The 19527-nt window shown below is 59.5% G+C and carries 16 protein-coding genes; 8 read left to right on the top strand and 8 right to left on the bottom strand.

Annotated elements, in window-relative coordinates; genetic code table 11:
* Position 1 precedes the first annotated feature (1 nt).
* Complete coding sequence (locus ACSQ8V_RS08760; protein ID WP_436206623.1) at positions 2 to 1588, bottom strand: DUF1800 domain-containing protein; 1587 nt, start codon at positions 1586 to 1588, stop codon at positions 2 to 4.
* 229 nt (positions 1589 to 1817) lie between these two features.
* Complete coding sequence (locus tag ACSQ8V_RS08755) at positions 1818 to 2366, bottom strand: hypothetical protein (protein ID WP_436206686.1); 549 nt, start codon at positions 2364 to 2366, stop codon at positions 1818 to 1820.
* A 177-nt stretch (positions 2367 to 2543) separates the two neighbouring features.
* Between ACSQ8V_RS08755 and ompR the strand changes: the two genes are divergently transcribed.
* From ompR to ACSQ8V_RS08735, 4 genes are all read left to right on the top strand, one after another.
* Positions 2544 to 3269 carry an osmolarity response regulator transcription factor OmpR gene (ompR, locus tag ACSQ8V_RS08750; protein ID WP_031359745.1) on the top strand — a complete coding sequence of 242 codons (726 nt, stop codon included), beginning with the start codon at positions 2544 to 2546 and terminating at the stop codon, positions 3267 to 3269.
* A gap of 69 nt (positions 3270 to 3338) precedes the next feature.
* Entirely contained in the window at positions 3339 to 4697 is a 1359-nt protein-coding gene (locus tag ACSQ8V_RS08745) for an ATP-binding protein (RefSeq protein ID WP_213763980.1), read from the top strand.
* 210 nt (positions 4698 to 4907) lie between these two features.
* Complete coding sequence (locus tag ACSQ8V_RS08740; protein WP_213763981.1) at positions 4908 to 5456, top strand: peroxiredoxin; 549 nt, start codon at positions 4908 to 4910, stop codon at positions 5454 to 5456.
* A 106-nt stretch (positions 5457 to 5562) separates the two neighbouring features.
* A complete protein-coding gene (locus ACSQ8V_RS08735) occupies positions 5563 to 6087 on the top strand; it encodes a carboxymuconolactone decarboxylase family protein (RefSeq protein ID WP_213763982.1) in 525 nt (174 codons plus the stop codon).
* Between the two features lie 1035 nt (positions 6088 to 7122).
* Here ACSQ8V_RS08735 and ispF read toward each other — a convergent pair.
* Positions 7123 to 7614: a 2-C-methyl-D-erythritol 2,4-cyclodiphosphate synthase gene (ispF, locus tag ACSQ8V_RS08730; protein WP_436205457.1), complete on the bottom strand. Its 492-nt coding sequence runs from the start codon at positions 7612 to 7614 to the stop codon at positions 7123 to 7125.
* 57 nt (positions 7615 to 7671) lie between these two features.
* Complete coding sequence (gene ispD, locus ACSQ8V_RS08725) at positions 7672 to 8385, bottom strand: 2-C-methyl-D-erythritol 4-phosphate cytidylyltransferase (RefSeq protein WP_436181631.1); 714 nt, start codon at positions 8383 to 8385, stop codon at positions 7672 to 7674.
* Positions 8386 to 8495: 110 nt separating this feature from the next.
* Here ispD and mfd point away from each other — a divergent pair, with 110 nt between their 5' ends.
* From mfd to ACSQ8V_RS08705, 4 genes are all read left to right on the top strand, one after another.
* Positions 8496 to 11987, top strand: coding sequence for a transcription-repair coupling factor (gene mfd / locus ACSQ8V_RS08720; RefSeq protein WP_436205456.1), 3492 nt, complete (start codon positions 8496 to 8498; stop codon positions 11985 to 11987).
* 99 nt (positions 11988 to 12086) lie between these two features.
* Entirely contained in the window at positions 12087 to 13319 is a 1233-nt protein-coding gene (gene argE / locus ACSQ8V_RS08715; protein ID WP_436205455.1) for an acetylornithine deacetylase, read from the top strand.
* 15 nt (positions 13320 to 13334) lie between these two features.
* Positions 13335 to 13625 (top strand): nucleotidyltransferase family protein, encoded by a 291-nt coding sequence (locus ACSQ8V_RS08710; protein WP_436205454.1) that lies wholly within the window; start codon positions 13335 to 13337, stop codon positions 13623 to 13625.
* 87 nt (positions 13626 to 13712) lie between these two features.
* The gene (locus tag ACSQ8V_RS08705) at positions 13713 to 14726 is read left to right on the top strand and encodes a threonine/serine dehydratase (protein WP_436205453.1); all 1014 of its coding nucleotides are present in this window, start codon (positions 13713 to 13715) and stop codon (positions 14724 to 14726) included.
* Between the two features lie 28 nt (positions 14727 to 14754).
* Here the strand turns inward: ACSQ8V_RS08705 and ACSQ8V_RS08700 are convergent, their stop codons facing one another.
* The 4 genes from ACSQ8V_RS08700 to ACSQ8V_RS08685 form a co-directional block, all read right to left on the bottom strand.
* A complete protein-coding gene (locus tag ACSQ8V_RS08700; protein ID WP_436183133.1) occupies positions 14755 to 15573 on the bottom strand; it encodes an ABC transporter permease subunit in 819 nt (272 codons plus the stop codon).
* Positions 15573 to 16496: an ABC transporter permease subunit gene (locus ACSQ8V_RS08695; RefSeq protein ID WP_436205452.1), complete on the bottom strand. Its 924-nt coding sequence runs from the start codon at positions 16494 to 16496 to the stop codon at positions 15573 to 15575. Before ACSQ8V_RS08695 ends, ACSQ8V_RS08700 begins: the two co-directional genes overlap by 1 nt.
* Entirely contained in the window at positions 16493 to 17692 is a 1200-nt protein-coding gene (locus ACSQ8V_RS08690) for an ABC transporter ATP-binding protein (protein WP_436205451.1), read from the bottom strand. The genes ACSQ8V_RS08695 and ACSQ8V_RS08690 overlap by 4 nt, the downstream gene beginning before the upstream one ends.
* Before the next feature lie 179 nt (positions 17693 to 17871).
* On the bottom strand, positions 17872 to 19041 hold the full coding sequence (locus tag ACSQ8V_RS08685) for a polyamine ABC transporter substrate-binding protein (protein WP_436205450.1): 1170 nt from the start codon (positions 19039 to 19041) through the stop codon (positions 17872 to 17874).
* Positions 19042 to 19527: the final 486 nt, after the last annotated feature.

The raw sequence follows: 19527 nt of genomic DNA, 5'->3' as shown, positions 1-19527 counted from the left end.
CCTATTTCAACTGGTACGCAGGGTCCATCAGCAAGGCCCGCAGATAGGCGCTGCTGGTGACGTCAGGTTCAATGGCATCAGCGGGAGAAACCGCCAGCACCGCGCGCTGCAGTTGCAATTGCGTCGACAGGTCCGGGCGTGCGTCAGGCGTCGTGTTGTACCCCGCGAGCCATGCATCGAGATCGAAACGCAAGCCCGGATGCTGCCGTTGCATCGCCGCAGGTTTCATGGCGGCATTTGTCATCATGTCAGGCATTGTGGCTGACATCGATGCCATCGCGCTCGTCTTCGCATCGGTCGCCCCCGGACGCATGCCATGCGCTTCGGTCGCGCGAAACAACTGCTCGATAAACTGCTTGCGCGCAAGCAGCGTAGAGCTATTGATCCAGTTTTCACCGCCCGGCCAACCCTTCACGTTCGGCGGATAAAAGAGATTTTCACCGAAATTGCGCACCTGGACGGCGAGTGCGGTCGCGTCCTGATCGGCATAACCAATATCGAACTCGCGCACAGCGCCGACCACGAATTCCGCAGGCGATTTGACGAGCACGCCACGGTTGCGCTCGTCCCAAAACGCATCCGATAAAAACAGTCCGCGCAACGCTGTCTTGATGTCGTAATGCGACGCGCGAAAACGCTCGGCGATCGATGCGATCTGAACCGGATCCGGTGTCTCGGAGATGAACTCGCGCCACAGTTCGGTCGTGATGAAGGTCGCCGTTTCCGGTTGAGCTAAAAGGATATCGAGAACCTGATCGCCATCGAAAGCGCCCATCTGGCCGAGGACGGTCTTGTCGCCGTCATCGTGGATTTTTGGATTGAATTGATAAGCGAGTGTATTCGGATCAAGCGTCCAGCCGGTGTAGGCTCTTGCGGCTTCGGTCACGTCGCGCTGCGAGTAATGTCCCTCGCCTAGCGTGAACAGCTCCATGACCTCGCGCGCAAAGTTTTCGTTGGGACGGCCTTTGCGGCTGCCGGCGCCATCGAGGTACTGCAGCATCGCCGGATCTTTAGAGACTGCATGCAGTAAGTCGCCGAAATTGCCGAGCGCGTCGCGGCGCAACAGCGCGTTCTGACGAAACATGAGCTGCGGATAGTGAACCTTGTCTTCGCCGGACGGAAAGTGATCGTGCCAGAAGAGCGTCATGCGTTCGGTGAGCGGCGAGCGCGTGGTCACCATTTCGCGTACCCACCAGCCACGCAACTCATCGTAGCGATGGCTTTGTTCGCGCCGGTCGTCACGGCGTTCGTCCTGCGTCCACGCACGGCGAACGTCAACCGATGGGATCGGTTCCGTCACCCACGCAGGCGGCGGTGTAGCGGCTTCAGTGCGGGCGCCGGCAAGTACCGCATCAACGGCCTGCTCGCGGGTCATTCCAATATACGGGGCGACCTCGCTCGCGCTTGCCTCGAAGCCCGTACGGGTGAGCAGGAAGCGGGCATCGGTGGCATCGAGGGGATCAGCATCGACCGCCGCCGCTTCCGTCCGATGTACATTGCGTACCCGGCGCGGCGTGTTGTTTTGCGCCGCCTGAGCCGTCAGTACGCTGGTCAGCATCAAACACAACGCGATAACAAGCGCAGCCATATTCACGCCACGCTCGCGCCGATCCAGCGAACCGCGAACAAGGTGGACATCAGGAAACCTGGAGGGTTGCATCGAGGAGCGAGTCCGGTGGCCGTGCTATGTCAATCAACGGCGCGTTGCCGGAGCCCGTTGACCGCCAATGTCACCTCGGCATCCGTTTAGTGCCAGAAATGAGTTGGGCATCGATCGGGAGTGCGGCCATGCAAAGGCATCGCCATTGCGCCAAGCCTCAACGCTTATAAAGATCCCTGACCGCTTCCTCGATATGCTGGCGCAACAGCCGCCGCTCATCTGCTGTCATCACACCGTGCCGCGGAGGCCGCTCGGGCGGTTGCGGATCGCTTTGCGGCGGGGGCATGGCCGGCATCACTTGCGGGTCGCGATTACCTTTGAGCGGCTTTTGCATGCGATGCTGAGCGCGCATGAAGCGGCCATCGAAGCGTTTCCTGGGCGGTTGCGAGTTGAAATCAGAACCGTCGCCTTCGGGATTCGAATACCGGGACGAAGAAGATGACGACGACAACGACGAATCAGGACGATCGAACGCCGACAAACTGCGATTAAGGGATTGCGATGGTTGCGCAAGGACAGTGCGCGCGGCAAACACGGCGTAAAACGCGCTAGCGATCAGCGTTAGTCGGATGATGCGCTTGGTGCGCACAGGTATGCGCCGCCGCGCTCCCTTCATGTTGTTCCCTTCGTTGCTCGACAACCGGACAGTCTCAGGCTCTTTGGCGTGCTTGCGTGTCATGCCAGTATTGACGGTTAATGCCGCCATGATACTGACGCGCAATCATTGTACTAATGGAGTATCCACCGAATGACGGGCTTAGGTAAAGGAGTGTACGCATAGAACCTTTATGTCGTGCCACACTCGCCGTAAATTTTGTAACTATCTGTTACCTCAGAAATGGGGCAAACTAGGTCCTCTTTCTAATCGCGCTAAGATGCGGGTATGGAAACCAAAAATCCCTCAAAAATACTCGTAGTCGACGACGACCCCCGTTTGCGCGATCTTTTGCGACGTTATCTCGGCGAGCAGGGCTTTAACGTCTATGTCGCTGAAAATGCGCCGTCGATGAACAAGCTCTGGGTTCGCGAACGTTTCGACCTGCTCGTGCTCGACCTGATGTTGCCGGGGGAAGACGGACTTTCGATCTGCCGCCGTCTACGGGGCAGCAACGACCGTACGCCGATCATCATGCTCACCGCGAAAGGCGAAGACGTCGATCGCATCGTGGGCCTGGAAATGGGCGCGGACGACTATTTGCCGAAGCCGTTCAACCCCCGCGAACTCGTCGCGCGGATTCACGCGGTGCTGCGTCGCCAGTCGCCGTCGGAACTGCCGGGCGCGCCATCCGAAACCACTGAAGTCTTCGAATTCGGTGAATTCGCTTTGAATCTCGCCACGCGGACGCTGACCAAGAACGGCCAGGAAATCCCGCTGACCACCGGCGAATTCTCCGTGCTTAAAGTGTTCGCGCGACATCCGCGTGCCCCGCTGTCGCGTGAAAAGTTGATGGAACTGGCGCGCGGCCGTGAATACGAAGTCTTCGACCGCAGTCTCGATGTGCAGATCTCAAGGTTGCGCAAGCTGATCGAGCCGGACCCGAGCAGCCCGCGTTTTATCCAGACGGTGTGGGGCCTCGGTTACGTATTCATCCCCGACGGCGCGGCCTGAGATTTGAGCCCTGATTGAGTTCTGACCAACGCGCCCCGTGCGCGCCACCAGCAAGAGCATCAGCGAACCATGCGGATTGACAGGCGGCTACTGACGCTCGCGTTCGGCGGCCTGTTCTGGCGGACCTTCGCCTTGATCGCGTTGCTGATTGCGGTCAGCATCGCCGCATGGTTCCAGAGCTTCCGGGTGATTGAACGCGAACCGCGCGCGCAACGCGTGGCGCTTCAACTCGTCGCGGTCGTCAAGCTCACGCGCACCGCCCTCCTTTATTCCGACCCCGATCTGCGCCGCGCATTGCTGCAGGATCTGGAGAGCAATGAAGGGGTCCGTGTGTACCCGCGTGAAACCACCGATAAATATCGCTTGCAGCCCGACGAGTCGCTGAACCGGCTGATCGAGCGCGACGTGCGCGGCCGCCTCGGCAACGACACGGTAATCGCGCAATCGGTCAACGACATCCCGGGCGTGTGGATCAGCTTCAAGATCGACGACGACGATTATTGGGTCGCGCTCGACCGCGATCAACTCGATAACGTCACCGGCCTGCAATGGGCCGGCTGGGGCATCTTTGCGCTCGCCCTGTCGCTGTTCGGGGCGGCGTTCATCACCAGCCTCGTCAACCGGCCGTTCGCGCGGCTGGCGCTGGCGGCGCGCAAGGTCGGCTCCGGGCAGTCGCCCGAACCGTTGCCTGAACGCGGCATGGGCGTGGCCGCCGAAACCAATCGCAGTTTCAACCAGATGGTGCAGGATCTCGAACAGCTCGATGCCGACCGTGCATTGATGCTCGCGGGCATCTCGCATGATTTGCGCACACCGCTTGCACGCTTGCGGCTTGAAACCGAGATGAGCCCTTCCGACGAAACGACGAAACTTGCGATGGTCGATGACATCGAACAGATGGACATGATCATCGGGCGTTTTCTCGACTACGCCCGGCCGATGCAGCGCATGGCCGAAGCCGTCGATCTATCGCTGATCGGTGGTGAAATGGCCGCGCGTTTCTACGCGGAAGACGGCGTGCTGATGAAAACCGACCTGGCCCAAGGTGCGACCATCGAAGGTGATCCGACCGACGTGCGGCGGGTGATCGGCAATTTGCTGGAAAACGCGCGCAAGTATGGGCGCAGCGCGGTGGACGATATTGCCAGGATCACGCTGCAAACGAAGGTCAATCACGGGCGCGTTGAACTGTCCGTGATGGACGAAGGGCGCGGCATTCCCGAAGATCAGGTCGCGTTGATCACACGGCCGTTTTACCGCGTGGACACCGCACGCACGCAAGCCAACGGCACCGGACTCGGCATGGCGATCGTGCAACGGCTCGTCACCCGGCAGCGCGGCACCTTGCGCTTGCGCAACCGCCATCCGCATGCGGGTTTTGAGGTGACCATCGACTTCCCGGCGATGGAAAAACGCACTTTCCGCTAAACGGATGTTGTCCGGATGCTATCGGTCCATTCGTTAAAAGCTATCCAGTATGTTAGTCAAAATCTATTGAAAACAATAGTCAATAGAGTTATAGTGAAAGTCGTTCAACGCGTTCATCAGCTACTCAGAGTGAGTTTGATGCTGCGTCATGTGAGCGTTACAGCGATCAGTTAGGCTTGATTTTCTTCCAACGAACACAGGAGTATTCATATGAAGACCGTGGGCGATAAAGTTGAAGCGTTTACCGTTACTGCTGCAAAGCCGGGTTTCAATCATCACGAAGAAAATGGCGTGTCGGCGTTCGAAGACATCACCGAACAGTCGTTCCCTGGCAAGTGGAAGATCCTGTACTTCTACCCGAAGGATTTCACGTTCGTTTGCCCGACGGAAATCGTCGAGTTCGGCAAGCTGAACAGCGATTTCGCCGATCGCGATGCCGTATTGCTCGGCGGCAGCGTGGACAACGAATTCGTGAAACTGGCATGGCGCCGGGAACACAAGGACCTGAGCAAGCTGAACCACTATTCGTTCGGCGACGTGAAGGGCGAGTTGATCGACCAGCTTGGCATCCGTGACAAGGAAGCGGGCGTGGCGTTGCGCGCAACGTTCATCATCGACCCGGACAATGTGATCCAGCACGTGTCGGTGAACAACCTGAACGTCGGCCGCAATCCGGAAGAAATCCTGCGCATTCTGGACGGTCTGCAAACGGACGAACTGTGCCCGTGCAATCGTGCTGTCGGCGGTTCGACGCTGTAAGTTGTATTGCGGCGAGGCCTTCGTGGCTTGCGCTCTAGCCCGTCAGCGTTCTGAGTCATACTCGAGCCGGCGGGCTTTTTTATCGCTGATCAGATAGGAGAAATTTATGGAATTCCTCGCATCGATTAAAGAACTTATTCCTGATTACGCCAAGGACATTCGCCTGAACGTGGACGGCACGATCGCGCGTTCATCGCTGGAAGGCAATGACGCGGTGGGCGTTGCGCTGGCTGCAGCGTATGCGGCGAAGGCTACGAAGATTGTTGCGTTGATCCGCGCGTCGGGCGTTTTGTCGGCTGAGGAAACGAATGGCGCGTTGACCGCAGCCGCGTTGATGGGCATGAACAACGTTTGGTATCCGTATCTGGAAATGGCCGATAACGCCGATCTGAAGACGCAGCCCGCTGCGTTACGGATGAATGCGTATGCGACGCATGGCGGGGTCGATAAACGCCGCTTTGAGATGTATGCGCTGGCGGCATCGATTATTGGAAAGTGCCACTTTTGCGTGAAATCGCACTACGAGAATCTCGTTGGCGAGGGAATGAGCACGACACAATTGCGGGATGTGGGCCGGATTGCCGCCGTGATCAATGCGGCTCAGTTGGCCATTACCGCTGAAGGCAACTAAGCCAAGGGGGGTCGCTCGCGCCGGTGGACGGGGTTGGGGAGTGGGGTTGGCGGGGTGCGTCGGGTTCTTAGGGTTAGCGGTCGGGGTCACTGCCGGGTTGGTGCTTTCGGCCGTGGTGGTCTGCGAGAGTCGGATTTTCTCTCTATCACTATTAGCCACTGTGCGTGGCGGCACGTCATTTCTTTGTCCAAAGCGACAAAGAAACGAAGCAAAGAAAGCGCTTTAACCGCTCTACCCTAAGTGTCCACAGCGTGCAGTTTTGATTCATAGGTGCCCCAAAAGCACGGTGCTCGCCAGAGCGGAGGATGTGTGAACCCCTCCTTCTCGCGAATCCTGACACGAACACGCTTCGCCCCGTACGTTCTCGGGCAAGCACGAATTGCCGAGGGACCCGCACGGCTTCACGCGTATTCGCTGCCGCGTTTCTTGGAGCGTTGGCCAAGCGTGCACTGTTTTTTTGGTGGGCTACACGGCCGAACGCATACTTACGGCTTCATGTTTGGTTGGCTATTGCGCAGCCTGCACGATTCTTTTCACCAGCTACGGCCTGATGCATCCGCGTGGGCCCATGTCTTAGTGGGTTAGCGACGTGGTTCGTCGTGCATACCGATTTGGTGGTCGGTTGTCCGCGGATAGCGCGGGGTGAACCTTGGGCAGATTCAGTCACTGGTGGCGAAGCGTGTGGGTATCCGTGTTCGGAGAAAGAGGGGTTCACACATCAGTGGCTCTGGCGAGCACCGTGCTTTTGGGGCACCCATGAATAGAAACTGCACGCTGTGGACACTTAGGGTAGCGTGGTTGAAAGCGCTTTCTTTGCTTCGTTTCTTTGTCGCTTTGGACAAAGAAATGACGTGCCGCCACGCACAGTGGCTAATAGTGATAAAGAGAAAATCCGACTCTCGCAGACCACCACGGCCGAAAGCATCAACCCGGCATTGACCCCGACCGCTACCCCCGGAACCTGGCACCCTGGCACCCTGGCACCAACCTCAACCGCCCCCAAAACCCCGTCCACCGGCGCGAGCGAAAAACCCTTTAACTATCGATACCCGTACGCATCAGCAGCACGGCAGCCTGCGCCTCGATACCTTCCTTGCGCCCCAGATACCCCAGCTTCTCATTGGTCTTGGCTTTCACGTTCACACGAGTCAGCGGCAGCTCAAGATCCTCGGCAATATTCGCCCGGATCGCTTCGATATACGGCGCAAGCTTCGGCGCCTGCGCGATCACCGTCGAATCGACATTCATGATCGCGAAGCCGGCTTCCGAGACTCTTGAAAAAGCCTCGCGCAGCAGCACCCGGCTATCCGCTCCGGCGAATTTCGCATCCGTATCCGGAAAATGCCGGCCGATATCGCCCATTGCCGCAGCGCCGAACAGCGCGTCCGTAATCGCGTGCAGCAGCACATCAGCATCCGAATGACCAAGCAGCCCGCGCTCGTAGGGAATACTGACCCCACCGATGATGAGCGGCCGGCCTTCGACCAGTTGGTGAACGTCGTAGCCTTGTCCGATTCTGAAATCCATCGATAGTCCTAGAAAGTAAAGGGCAACTGCTTCAAATCGCTGCTTCAAACCGCTTAATCAAACTCCGCCGAGCATAGCCGACGCCAGTGCGAAATCTTCCGGATATGTAACCTTGAAATTGCGCAAGCTTCCCTGAATCAGCCTTGGCGCGTGCCCCAGCCACTCGATGGCGCTGGCTTCGTCGGTGAGATCGTGGCCGTCCTGCTGCGCCCGCGTGATTGCATCCCGCAGCATACCCAGACGGAACATCTGCGGCGTCTGTGCCTGCCACAAGCCGTTACGCGACTCCGTGCGGGCAATGCGCCCTTCTGTATGCGCCACGCCTTCAGCCTCGATCCGCTTGAGCGTGTCAGCCACCGGCAGCGCCAGAATTCCGCCGACCGGGTCGTTCTTCAACTCGCTCACCAGCCTGCGGACCATCTCCGGCGTGAGCCCGGGGCGGGCCGCGTCGTGTACAAGCACCCAGTCATCGTCGCGCGCACCAAAGCCGGTCAGCGCCGCAAGCCCATTAAACACCGACGCCTGCCGCGTCGTGCCGCCGCAGCGTTGCACGGCGAAACGCAAGCCGGCGAAACGGCGGTCATCGAAATGATGATCGCCCGGCGCCAGCACGACCAGCGTCTGGGCAAATTCGGAACAGGCGTCAAAGGCGGCGAGCGAATAACGCAGCATCGGATGGCGGCCGATAGTCTGGTATTGCTTCGGCATCGGTGCACCAGAACGGCTGCCGGAACCGGCGCACGGGATGAGGGCGAACAGGCGGGAAGTCACGAGTTGAAAACGCCCAAGTCAAAAGTGAAGCCCGGATTTTATAATAGGTCTATCGCGACCATGCCGGTCCCGCGTGCACTTTCGCATGCGAACGGTTCCCCGCACACTTTATGCCTTCAAAAGCCGTCAGTTTGCAGTCAACGTCCCCTATCGCACTCGTCAAAGCCGGTCAGCGCTTTGCCTTCGATGGCGCCACCGGTTCCTCCGACGCCCTCGCCCTGGCACGTTATCACCTGGCTTTTCGCGAAAAGGTCCCGTTATTGGTCGTCATGTGCGCAAGCGCTGTCGATTCGCAACGGCTCGCGGCCGAAATTCCGTTTTTCGCGCCGGACGCCAGGGTAAGGCTTCTGCCCGACTGGGAAACGCTGCCCTACGACACGTTTTCGCCCCATCAGGACCTGGTTTCGGCACGATTGGCGACGCTGCACGATCTGGGTGAAGGTCGCTGCGACATCCTGCTCGTGCCCGCGACCACTGCGCTTTACAGAATGCCGCCGGCATCGTTTCTGGCTGCGTATACGTTTTCGTTCACGCAGGGCGAGCGGCTGAACGAGGCGAAACTGAAGAGCCAGTTGACGCTTGCGGGCTATGAGCATGTGAGCCAAGTCGTGCGGCCCGGCGAATATTGCGTGCGCGGTTCGCTGCTCGACCTGTATCCGATGGGCTCGCCGCTGCCGTATCGCATCGATTTATTCGACGATCAGGTCGATTCCATCCGTGCATTCGATCCCGACACGCAACGCAGCCTGTATCCGGTGCGTGACGTGCGCCTCTTGCCCGGCCGCGAATTTCCCTTCGACGAACCCGCGCGCACCGCGTTCCGCAGCCGCTGGCGCGAGGTGTTCGAGGGCGATCCAAGCCGTTCATCGATATACAAGGACATCGGCAATGGCGTGCCGGCGGCGGGGATCGAGTATTACCTGCCGCTGTTCTTCGACGAAACCGCCACGCTTTTTCATTACCTGCCGCAAGACGCGCAACTGGCGTTCGTCGGCGACATGGACGCGGCCATCAAGCGCTTCACGAACGACACGCGGCAGCGCTACAACTTTTTGTCTCACGATCGCGAGCGGCCGCTGCTCGAACCGCAGCGCCTGTTTCTCAGCGACGACGACTTTTTCTCGTTCGCCAAACCGTTCGCGCAGATCAAGTTCCCGGCCACGCCCGAGGGCGGTTGGGCGGTGCCGTTGCCGGGCCTGGCGATCGATCGCCACGCCGAAGAGCCATTGCTCGCGCTGCGTCACTATCTGGAGCAAACGCCGAATCGCGTGTTGTTCGCGACCGAATCCGCCGGACGCCGCGAGACAATCCAGCAACTCCTCGCCGATAACGGCCTGCGCGCATCGCTCGACGATACCTTCCAGGATTGGCTCACCGGCGACGCCAAATTCTCGCTGGGCGTCGCACCGCTAGCGAACGGCTTTGCGCTGCCCGGCGAAGGCATCTCGATCATCACCGAGACCGAGCTATACGGACAACTCACGCGGCGCGCCGGACGGCGTCGGCAAGAGCAGGCGAGCAACGTCGATTCGATGGTGCGCGACCTCTCGGAGCTGAAAATCGGCGATCCGGTCGTGCATACGCAGCATGGTATCGGGCGCTATATGGGCCTGGTATCGATGGATCTGGGCGAAGGCGAAACCGAGTTCCTGCATCTCGAATATCAGAACGACAGCAAGCTGTATGTGCCGGTCGCTCAGTTGCACGTGATCTCGCGCTACAGCGGCGCCGACCCGGAAAGCGCGCCGTTGCACGCGCTGGGCTCCGGTCAGTGGGACAAAGCGAAGCGCCGAGCCGCGCAGCAAATTCGCGATACCGCCGCCGAACTGCTCAATCTTTACGCACGCCGCGCGCTGCGCGAAGGTCATTCGTTCCCGCTCGAAGCGCGCGATTACGCGAAGTTCGCGGAGAGTTTCGGCTTCGAGGAAACGCCCGATCAGGCTGCGGCGATCACCGCTGTTATCGGCGATATGACAAGCGGCAAGCCGATGGACCGGCTGGTTTGCGGCGATGTCGGTTTCGGCAAGACAGAAGTGGCGCTGCGGGCGGCGTTTATCGCGGTGATGGGTGGCAAGCAGGTCGCGATTCTGTCACCAACCACCCTGCTAGCCGAACAGCACACGAACACGTTCACCGACCGTTTCGCCGATTGGCCCGTGAAGATCGCTGAATTGTCGCGCTTTAAGAGCACGAAGGAAGTGGCGGCATCGATTCAGGCAATCAATGAAGGCACGATCGATATTGTCATCGGCACGCATAAATTGCTCTCCTCTGATGTCGTGTTCAAGCGGCTCGGGCTGGTGATCATCGACGAGGAGCACCGGTTCGGCGTGCGCCAGAAGGAAGCGTTGAAAGCGCTGCGCGCTGAAGTCGATGTGCTGACGCTCACCGCAACGCCCATCCCCCGCACGCTCGGCATGGCGCTCGAAGGATTGCGCGACTTCTCGATCATCGCCACCGCGCCGCAGAAGCGCCTTGCGATCAAGACCTTTGTTCGACGCGAAGAAGACGGCGTGATCCGCGAGGCGATGCTGCGCGAACTGAAGCGCGGCGGCCAGGTTTATTTCCTGCACAACGAAGTCGAGACGATCGAAAACCGTCGCTCGATGCTCGAAGCGCTCGTGCCGGAAGCACGCATTGCGGTCGCGCACGGGCAGATGCATGAGCGCGAACTCGAACGCGTGATGCGCGATTTTGTCGGCCAGCGCGCGAACGTGCTGCTGTGCACGACGATTATCGAAACGGGGATCGACGTGCCGAGCGCCAACACGATCCTGATTCATCGCTCCGATAAATTCGGCCTCGCGCAGTTGCATCAGTTGCGTGGGCGCGTCGGGCGTTCGCACCATCAGGCTTACGCGTATTTGCTGGTTCACGATCCGGCCGCGCTTACGAAACAGGCGCAGCGGCGGCTTGAGGCCATCCAGCAGATGGAAGAGCTCGGTTCGGGCTTCTATCTCGCGATGCACGATCTGGAAATTCGCGGCACGGGCGAAGTGCTCGGCGATAAACAATCGGGCGAAATCCACGAGATCGGTTTCCAGCTTTACACCGACATGCTCAACGACGCCGTGCGGGCGCTGAAGGAAGGCCGCGAACCCGATCTCAACTCACCGCTCGCCGCCACGACCGAGATCAATCTGCACGCACCGGCCATTCTTCCCGCCGATTATTGCGGCGACGTTCAAGAACGTTTGTCGCTGTACAAACGCATGGCGAACTGCGAAACGAGCGATGCGATCGACAGCATCCTGGAAGAGCTCATCGACCGGTTCGGCAAGTTGCCGCCCCAGGCGAGCGCGCTGGTCGAAACGCATAAGCTGCGCCTCGCGGCCAAGCCGCTGGGCATTCTGAAGATCGACGCGGCCGAGCATGTGATCTCGTTGCAATTCATTCCGAACCCGCCCGTCGATGCCATGAAGATCATCGAGATGGTGCAGAAGAACAAGCACATCAAGCTCGCGGGGCAGGACAAGCTGCGGATTGAAGTGCGCAGTCCGGACCTTGCCGTGCGGATTTCGACGGTCAAGGAAACGCTGCGTGCGCTTGGCGCACCGGTGCGGCAGCAGAAACCCGCCGCCGCGGTTGTGCCCTCACGCTAATAGATTCAACCCGCTTCATACCCGCGCATCGCCTTGTCCGGCGGTGCGCGGCCGGTTTTTTCGGTATTATCGAAAGTGAAAAATTCCAAGGAGAGCGTCATGTCACAGATCGCTGAATCGACGGCTTCCGTCGCGCAAACACCCTCTTCTGATTCCGGTTTGGCGTCGTTGCCGTGGATCAAGAAGCTCGTCTCCTTCGACACCGTCAGCCGCAACCCGAACATGGGCCTGATCGAAACCGTCCGCGACGAATTGCGCGCAGCCGGTATTGAAAGCACGCTCAGCACCGATCCATCGGGCAAATGGGCCAACCTGTTCGCGACGGTACCCGCGCACGATGGCGCGACGAACGGCGGCATCGTGCTCTCCGGGCATACGGATGTGGTGCCGGTCGACGGCCAGAAATGGGACAGCGATCCGTTCAAGCCGGAAATCCGCGATGGCCTTTTGTACGGTCGCGGGACGTGCGACATGAAGGGGTTTATCGGTGCATCGCTGAGCTTGTTGCCGAAGATGCAGGCCACGAAACTCGCACGGCCAATCCACTTCGCCCTCTCCTTCGACGAAGAAGTCGGCTGCGCCGGAGCGCCGCTGATGATCACCGACCTGCAAAAACGCGGACTGCGGCCGGATGGCTGCATTGTGGGCGAGCCGACCAGCATGCGGCCGGTCATCGCGCATAAGGGCATCAACGCATACAACTGCTGCGTGCGCGGGTTCGCCGCGCATTCGTCGCTGACACCGAAGGGCTTGAACGCGATCGAATACGCCGCGCGGCTGATCTGCTACATCCGCGACGTCGCCGATGAATTCCGCGCGCAAGGCCCGTTCGACGAACAGTACGACGTTCCCTTCACGACCGCGCAGACCAGCACGATCAATGGCGGCAACGCGATCAACACGGTGCCCGCCGAATGCAATTTCGCGTTCGAATTCCGCAATTTGCCGACGCTCGATCCCGAGCCGATTTATCAGCGCATTGAGAAATACGCGCGGGAAACGTTGCTGCCGAAGATGCAGAAGGAACATGCGAACGCGGCGATCGAGTTCTCGAAGATTGCTGCGGCTCCTGGGCTCGACGCGTCCGAGCAGGCGGCGATCACGCAACTGGTGCGCGCGCTGACCGCGAATCAGGAGAAGCGCAAGGTGGCTTACGGGACGGAAGCGGGTTTGTTCCAGCTCGCGGGCGTGCCGAGTATTGTGTGCGGGCCGGGAAATATCGAGCAGGCGCATAAGGCGAACGAATACGTGTCGCTGGAGCAGCTTGCGGCGTGTGAAGCGTTCTTGAGCAAGTTCATTCACAGCATGTCGGTCGAGGCGCAGGCGCGTTGATTTAATAAAACTTGAGTGAAACCTTCCGCCGCTCTGGATCTCAAACGTGACACGGTCCGCAAAACGGTAGGCCGCTTCCGCGCGGCGAACCCGCGCGTGTTCGGCTCGGTTTTGCATGGCACCGATCAGGATGGCAGCGACCTGGACTTACTGGTTGACGCGTTGCCCGGCGCAACGCTGTTTGACTTGGGTGGCTTGCAAATGGAACTGGAAGACATGCTTGGCGTGGCGGTCGATTTGCTGACGCCGGGCGATTTGCCGCCGCGGTTTCGAGAGCGCGTGTTAGCTGAAGCGGCGCCGGTATGAGCGATGGCGCTCGCGTGCTCCGTAATTTGCATAAGAACCGAATTTGTTGCTCCGCCTCATTAATCGTTACGCCGTCAACCACTCCTCATGTCCACCGCCCATCATTCCGATAACACCATCGACGGCACGCCGATTCCCACACTCGACGATATCGCCAGCCAGCACATGACGCTCTCGCCGTGGGTCGCGCGCACGCCGACCTTCGAGCGCCACGACTTCCCCATGCTGGAAGGCACGCCAATCAACTTCAAGTTCGAGTTGCTGCAGGTCGGCGGCACGTTCAAGACGCGCGGCGCCTTTTCGCACCTGCTCGCGCTCAAGGAAAGCGAACGCGACGCGGGCGTGACGTGCGTATCGGCAGGCAATCACGCGGTGGCGGTCGCGTATGCCGCGATGCGGCTTCAGATCAGCGCGAAGGTCGTGATGATCAAGACCGCCAGTCCGGCGCGGCTGGCGCTCTGCCGCCGTTTCGGCGCGGAGATAGTCATGGCGGAAAACGGCGCTGAAGCGTTCGAGATCGTGCGCCGCATAGAAGCCGAGGAAGGCCGCTATTTCGTGCATCCGTTCAACGGCTATCGGACAATTGTGGGCACCTCGACGCTCGGATACGAATGGACCTCGCAGGCGCCCGATCTGGACGCGGTGATCCTGCCGATCGGCGGCGGCGGACTGGCGGCGGGGGTATCGCTGGCATTCCGGCTCGCGAATCCATCGATCCACGTGTATGGCGTTGAACCCAAGGGCGCTGACGCCATGGGCCAGAGTTTCGCCGCGAATCACACCGTGAAGATGGGCGCGATGCACAGCATTGCGGATTCGTTGATGGCGCCGCACACCGAAGACTACAGTTACGAACTGTGCCGGCGGCATATCGACCGTCTGGTGACCGTGTCGGACACCGAACTGCGTCACGGCATGCTGCATCTGTTCAACGAGCTGAAACTGGCGGTGGAACCGGCATGCGCCGCCGCCACCGCCGCGTTGCTCGGACCGTTACGCGAGACCTTGCAGGGCAAGCGCGTCGGCGTGTTGCTGTGCGGCACGAACACCGACTCGGCCACGCTCGGCAAACATCTCGCGATGGCGGCTCAAGACGACTGAGCCCGGTTTGCTCACTTGATCGCCGCCGCTACAACACATTCGTCAGCCGCCTGCGCTCGCTGCGCTGCATGAAGTAGTTCGCGGCGATCACGCCGACCGTCACAAAGGCAATGAACAGCGTGGCGAGCGCGTTCATCTCGGGATTAAGCCCAAGCCGGACGCGCGAAAACACGACAAGCGGCAGCGTAGTCGATCCCGGTCCAGACAAGAACGCGGATAACACCAGGTCATCAATCGACAACGTGAACGACAGCAGCCACCCCGCCACCAGCGCTTGCGATATCAGCGGCAGCGTAATCGAGAAAAACACCCGCAATGGTGTCGCGCCCAAATCGAGTGCGGCTTCTTCGATCGATGGATTCAATTCCCTGACCCGCGATTCCACGATGATCGCGACGTAGGAAATACACAGCATCACGTGGCCGATCCAGATCGTGAAAATGCCACGCCCTGCCGGCCAGCCAAATACTTTCGCCATTTCCACAAACAGCAGCAGCAGTGAGATCCCCTGAATCACTTCGGGTATCACGAGCGGCGCGTTGATCATGCCAGCATAGAGCGTGAAACCGCGAAACCGCCCCATGCGCGCGAGCACATATCCCGCCCACGTTCCGATCACCACTGACGCGCACGCAGTGAACACCGCAATTCGAATCGATAACCATGCGGCATTGATCAATTCGTCGTCGTGTAATAACGCCGCGTACCACTTCAGCGAAAATTGCGTCCATACGGTCACGAGCTGCGACTCGTTGAACGAATACACCACCAGACTCACGATCGGAATATAGAGAAATAGAAATCCGAGACCGAGAAACGTGAACCGGAGCGAGCGACTGGGTTCAATCATCGCTTGTCCTCCAGTTGCTTCGCCTGGTAATGCTGGAACAACGCCATGGGAACCAACAACAGCAAAACCATGGCGCAGGTGACGGCGGAAGCCATGGGCCAGTCGGCGTTATCGAAGAATTCATTCCACATCACGCGGCCGATCATCAGGGTATCCGCGCCGCCCAGCAATTCCGGAATCACGTATTCGCCCACCGCAGGAATAAACACCAGCAAGCAGCCCGCGATAATCCCGTTCTTCGACAACGGCAGCGTGATCTGCAGAAACGCTTTCCACGGTTTCGCGCCGAGATCGTAAGCGGCTTCAAGCAGCGTGAGATCCATCTTCACCAGATGAGCGTAAAGCGGCATTACAAGAAACGGCAGATACGAATACACCATGCCGATATAAACCGCGATATTCGTGTGATACAGCTCGATAGGCGAATGAATAATCCCGGTCCACATCAGGAAGTTGTTCAGCAAGCCGTTATTCTTCAGGATCCCGATCCACGCATACACGCGAATCAGGAACGACGTCCAGAACGGCAGCATGACGGCCATCATCAGCAGGTTGCGGGTCGCCTGGTTCGAACGCGCAATGTAATACGCCATCGGATAACCAATCAGCAGGCACAGCAGCGTGGACACCCCCGCCACCAACAGCGAATTCATGTAGGTCGCGAAGTACAGGCTGTCCGTCACGAGAAACGCGTAATGCGAAAAATCGAGCGCGATACTCAGCACGCCATCTTTCATCGCCGTCAATTCGGTATAAGGCGGAATCCCGAGACGCGAATCGGAGAAACTGATTTTGACGACCAGCAGGAACGGCACGAGGAACAACAGCACAAGCCACAGATACGGCCCGAAAATCACCGCCGTCCTGCCTGACAGGCCGAAGCGTTGCTTGAGCAAGCTCAGTAAATGCAGCGTTTTCATGCGGTGAGCACCACGCCTGCCGACGCTGTCCAGCGTACGAAGACTTCGTCGTCCCAGGTGGGCGAATCGATCTGGCCAATCGCGAGGCTCGACAGATTCGCCACGACCACCTTGCCGCTGTCCAGCTTCACGTGATACAGCGTGTAGCCGCCCATATACGCAATGTTCGCCACGGTGCCCCGGCCCCAGTTGTACGAACCGTCGGGCGGCTTGCGCGTCAACGCAATGCGCTCGGGCCGGACCGAGATGGTGACCGGCATACCGAGCGGGCCCGTGATGCCATGATTCACATACAGCCGCGACGGCAACTCCGTCGTCTCCACGAACACGTGATCCGGTTCATCTTCCACTACGATGCCGTCGAACAGATTCGTCGAGCCGATGAATTCGGCGGTGAACCGGCTGTTTGGATATTCGTAGACCTCATGCGGAGTGCCGATCTGCACGATCTCGCCTTCGCTCATGACCGCGATCCGGCCGGCCATGGTCATCGCTTCCTCCTGATCGTGCGTGACCATCATGCAGGTCACGCCGACCTTATCGAGGATATTCACGAGCTCGATCTGGGTGCGCTGGCGAATCTGTTTGTCGAGCGCGGACATGGGTTCGTCGAGCAGCAACAGCTTCGGACGCTTGACCAGGCTGCGGGCCAGCGCCACGCGCTGCTGCTGGCCGCCCGACAACTGGTGCGGCTTGCGCTGCGCATACTTCGCCATCTGCACGAGATCGAGCGTCGCGTGCACGCGCTCCTTGAGTTCCGCGCCGCGCACGCCCTCCTGCTTGAGCCCGAACGCCACGTTCGATTCCACCGTCATATGCGGAAACAGCGCATACGACTGGAACATCATGTTCACCGGTCTGCGATACGGCGGCATGCTCGCGAGATCCTCGCCATCGATCACGATCTGCCCCGACGTAACCGACTCCAGCCCCGCGAGCATGCGCAGCAAGGTGGACTTGCCGCAGCCGGAACTGCCGAGCAGCGCGAACAGTTCGCCCTTTTTCACTGAGAGATTCACGCCTTTCACTGCAACGGTCTCGTCGAATTTCTTGACGACATCGACGATCCGCACGAAATTCTCCGCCGCCCAGTCCGGGGCCCGCAAACCCGGTTCCGGCCTGCGGCCATTGGGACCGCCCGGGCCACCTTGATTGCCCGATACGGCGGACACTGCGCTCGACTGCTGCTCACTCATGATCTCCTGCCCGGCTCCTGCGCTACGCGCATTCGTGCTGCTTTTTTAACTTTATCTTTCGACCAGGCCACCAACAAAATCGCGGGCCACGAACAAAGCCCCCGGAGAACCAGGGGCTTCGCGTTTATCGACTGCCTGATGCCACCTTAGCGACCTCGGCAACCTGACCGGAATCAGGATCAGCGTCCGGACTTCAATTCCGTCCAGAGCCGCGTTTGCAAACGCTGGATTTCCGGCGGCAACGGCTTGAGCAGGAACAGCGTCTTGATCACGTCTTGCGGCGGATACACGGCCGGATCGTCGGCAACATCCTTCGATACGTATTTCCGCGCTTCCGTATTCGCACTCGGGTAATACACCTCGTTCGTGATCGCGGCGTGAACTTGCGGCGTCTCGATGTAGTTGATCCACTCGAGCGCGGCTTCCTTGTTCTTCGCGTCCTTCGGAATCGCCATCACGTCGAACCACACGGGCGCGCCGCCCTTGGGGATGTAGTACTCGATCTTGTACGCCTTCTTCGCCTCTTCCGCACGATGCTTGGCGATCACCACGTCGCCCGACCAGCCGTACGCGAAGCAGATGTCGCCGCCGACCAGGTCGTTGATATAACCCGACGAGTTGAACTGGGTGATGTAAGGACGGATCTTCTTGAGCATCGCCAGCGCGGCGCGGTAGTCGGCCGGGTTCGTGCTCATCGGGTCCTTGCCGATATAGTGCAACGCGGCGGCGAACATCTGATCAGGGGCGTCGAGTACCGATACGCCGCAGGCCTTGAGCTTCGAGATGTTTTCCGGCTTGAACAGGATGTCCCAGTTATCCAGCGGCACGTTCTTGCCGAGGATCTGCTGGACCTTCGTGACGTTGTAGCCAAGGCCGGTGGTGCCGTATGCCCACGGTACCGTGTACTGGTTGCCCGGATCGGCGCCCGCGACCAGTTTCATCAGGGCAGGGTCGAGGTATTTGAGGTTGGGGAGTTTGGATTTATCGAGCGGGGCGAAGATGCCTGCCGTGATCTGCTTGCCGGCATAGTTGCTGGTGGGCACCACGATGTCATAGCCCGAATTGCCGGTGAGCAGCTTGGCTTGCAGCGTGTCGTCGCTGTCGTAGTTGTCGTACTTGACCTTGACGCCACTCTGCTTCTCGAAGTTCGGAATCGTGTCTTTCGCGATGTAGTCCGACCAGTTATACACGTTGAGCTGAGTGTCTTTCGCCGATGCCGCCAGCGGTGCCGATAACGCCGCCACGCCCGCGATAGCCACGGTGATCGAAACCACGCACGCCGGTATCCGTGCAGCCGCGCCTGATGCCCCCGAACGCTTCGACAACCGGTCCGCCACTTTTTCTGTCATTTCAGTTTCTCCGCCCTTTCGACTTGCCGACCGTTGGTTTCCCCGTCTCGATTCGCGCTTTCCCTCCTGCTGGGTCGAGACGATCTCAAAAAAACGAAAACTATCATCAAAAGGGTGCTTCGCAAAAAACAATCGGCGAGTTTTGTCGCGTGAAGTGTACAAGGGGCGCGTTTGACCGACGCTGGTATGGAGTGGGTTTTGCGAGGTTGCGAGTTTGGCGGTCTCGGCCACAAAGACCACACCGCTATTGTTGAATCCAACCGTGCACATGCTTACGTAATGTCATTATTGAGGCGCTCGTGCAGAAACCCATGCGATTCGTTCGTCCCATAACCGCGCCTTTAGAGCATCACGCAAGCGCGGTACAGGCTCGCACCGTGCTGAATCGCTGGGCGCGACACGCTGTTTATCGATGTGCCGGCCAGTGGCCCTTTTCACTGCTCACGCCTTTTTCCTCAACCGCTTCGCAACGTCCAGCTTCAGGAA

Source organism: Caballeronia sp. LjRoot31, from assembly GCF_964253885.1.
Taxonomy (GTDB): Bacteria; Pseudomonadota; Gammaproteobacteria; order Burkholderiales; family Burkholderiaceae; genus Caballeronia.
The sequence above is the reverse complement of the archived record's forward strand: the minus strand, read 5'-3'. Positions and strand labels throughout refer to the sequence as shown.

Excerpts from the sequence above, each read along its gene's own strand:
- ACSQ8V_RS08760 (WP_436206623.1), bottom strand. The coding sequence starts at position 1,588 with ATGGCTGCGCTTGTTATCGCGTTGTGTTTGATGCTGACCAGCGTACTG.
- ACSQ8V_RS08755 (WP_436206686.1), bottom strand. The coding sequence starts at position 2,366 with ATGGCGGCATTAACCGTCAATACTGGCATGACACGCAAGCACGCCAAA.
- ompR (WP_031359745.1), top strand. The coding sequence starts at position 2,544 with ATGGAAACCAAAAATCCCTCAAAAATACTCGTAGTCGACGACGACCCC.
- ACSQ8V_RS08745 (WP_213763980.1), top strand. The coding sequence starts at position 3,339 with ATGCGGATTGACAGGCGGCTACTGACGCTCGCGTTCGGCGGCCTGTTC.
- ACSQ8V_RS08740 (WP_213763981.1), top strand. The coding sequence starts at position 4,908 with ATGAAGACCGTGGGCGATAAAGTTGAAGCGTTTACCGTTACTGCTGCA.
- ACSQ8V_RS08735 (WP_213763982.1), top strand. The coding sequence starts at position 5,563 with ATGGAATTCCTCGCATCGATTAAAGAACTTATTCCTGATTACGCCAAG.
- ispF (WP_436205457.1), bottom strand. The coding sequence starts at position 7,614 with ATGGATTTCAGAATCGGACAAGGCTACGACGTTCACCAACTGGTCGAA.
- mfd (WP_436205456.1), top strand. The coding sequence starts at position 8,496 with ATGCCTTCAAAAGCCGTCAGTTTGCAGTCAACGTCCCCTATCGCACTC.
- argE (WP_436205455.1), top strand. The coding sequence starts at position 12,087 with ATGTCACAGATCGCTGAATCGACGGCTTCCGTCGCGCAAACACCCTCT.
- ACSQ8V_RS08705 (WP_436205453.1), top strand. The coding sequence starts at position 13,713 with ATGTCCACCGCCCATCATTCCGATAACACCATCGACGGCACGCCGATT.
- ACSQ8V_RS08695 (WP_436205452.1), bottom strand. The coding sequence starts at position 16,496 with ATGAAAACGCTGCATTTACTGAGCTTGCTCAAGCAACGCTTCGGCCTG.
- ACSQ8V_RS08690 (WP_436205451.1), bottom strand. The coding sequence starts at position 17,692 with ATGAGTGAGCAGCAGTCGAGCGCAGTGTCCGCCGTATCGGGCAATCAA.
- ACSQ8V_RS08685 (WP_436205450.1), bottom strand. The coding sequence starts at position 19,041 with ATGACAGAAAAAGTGGCGGACCGGTTGTCGAAGCGTTCGGGGGCATCA.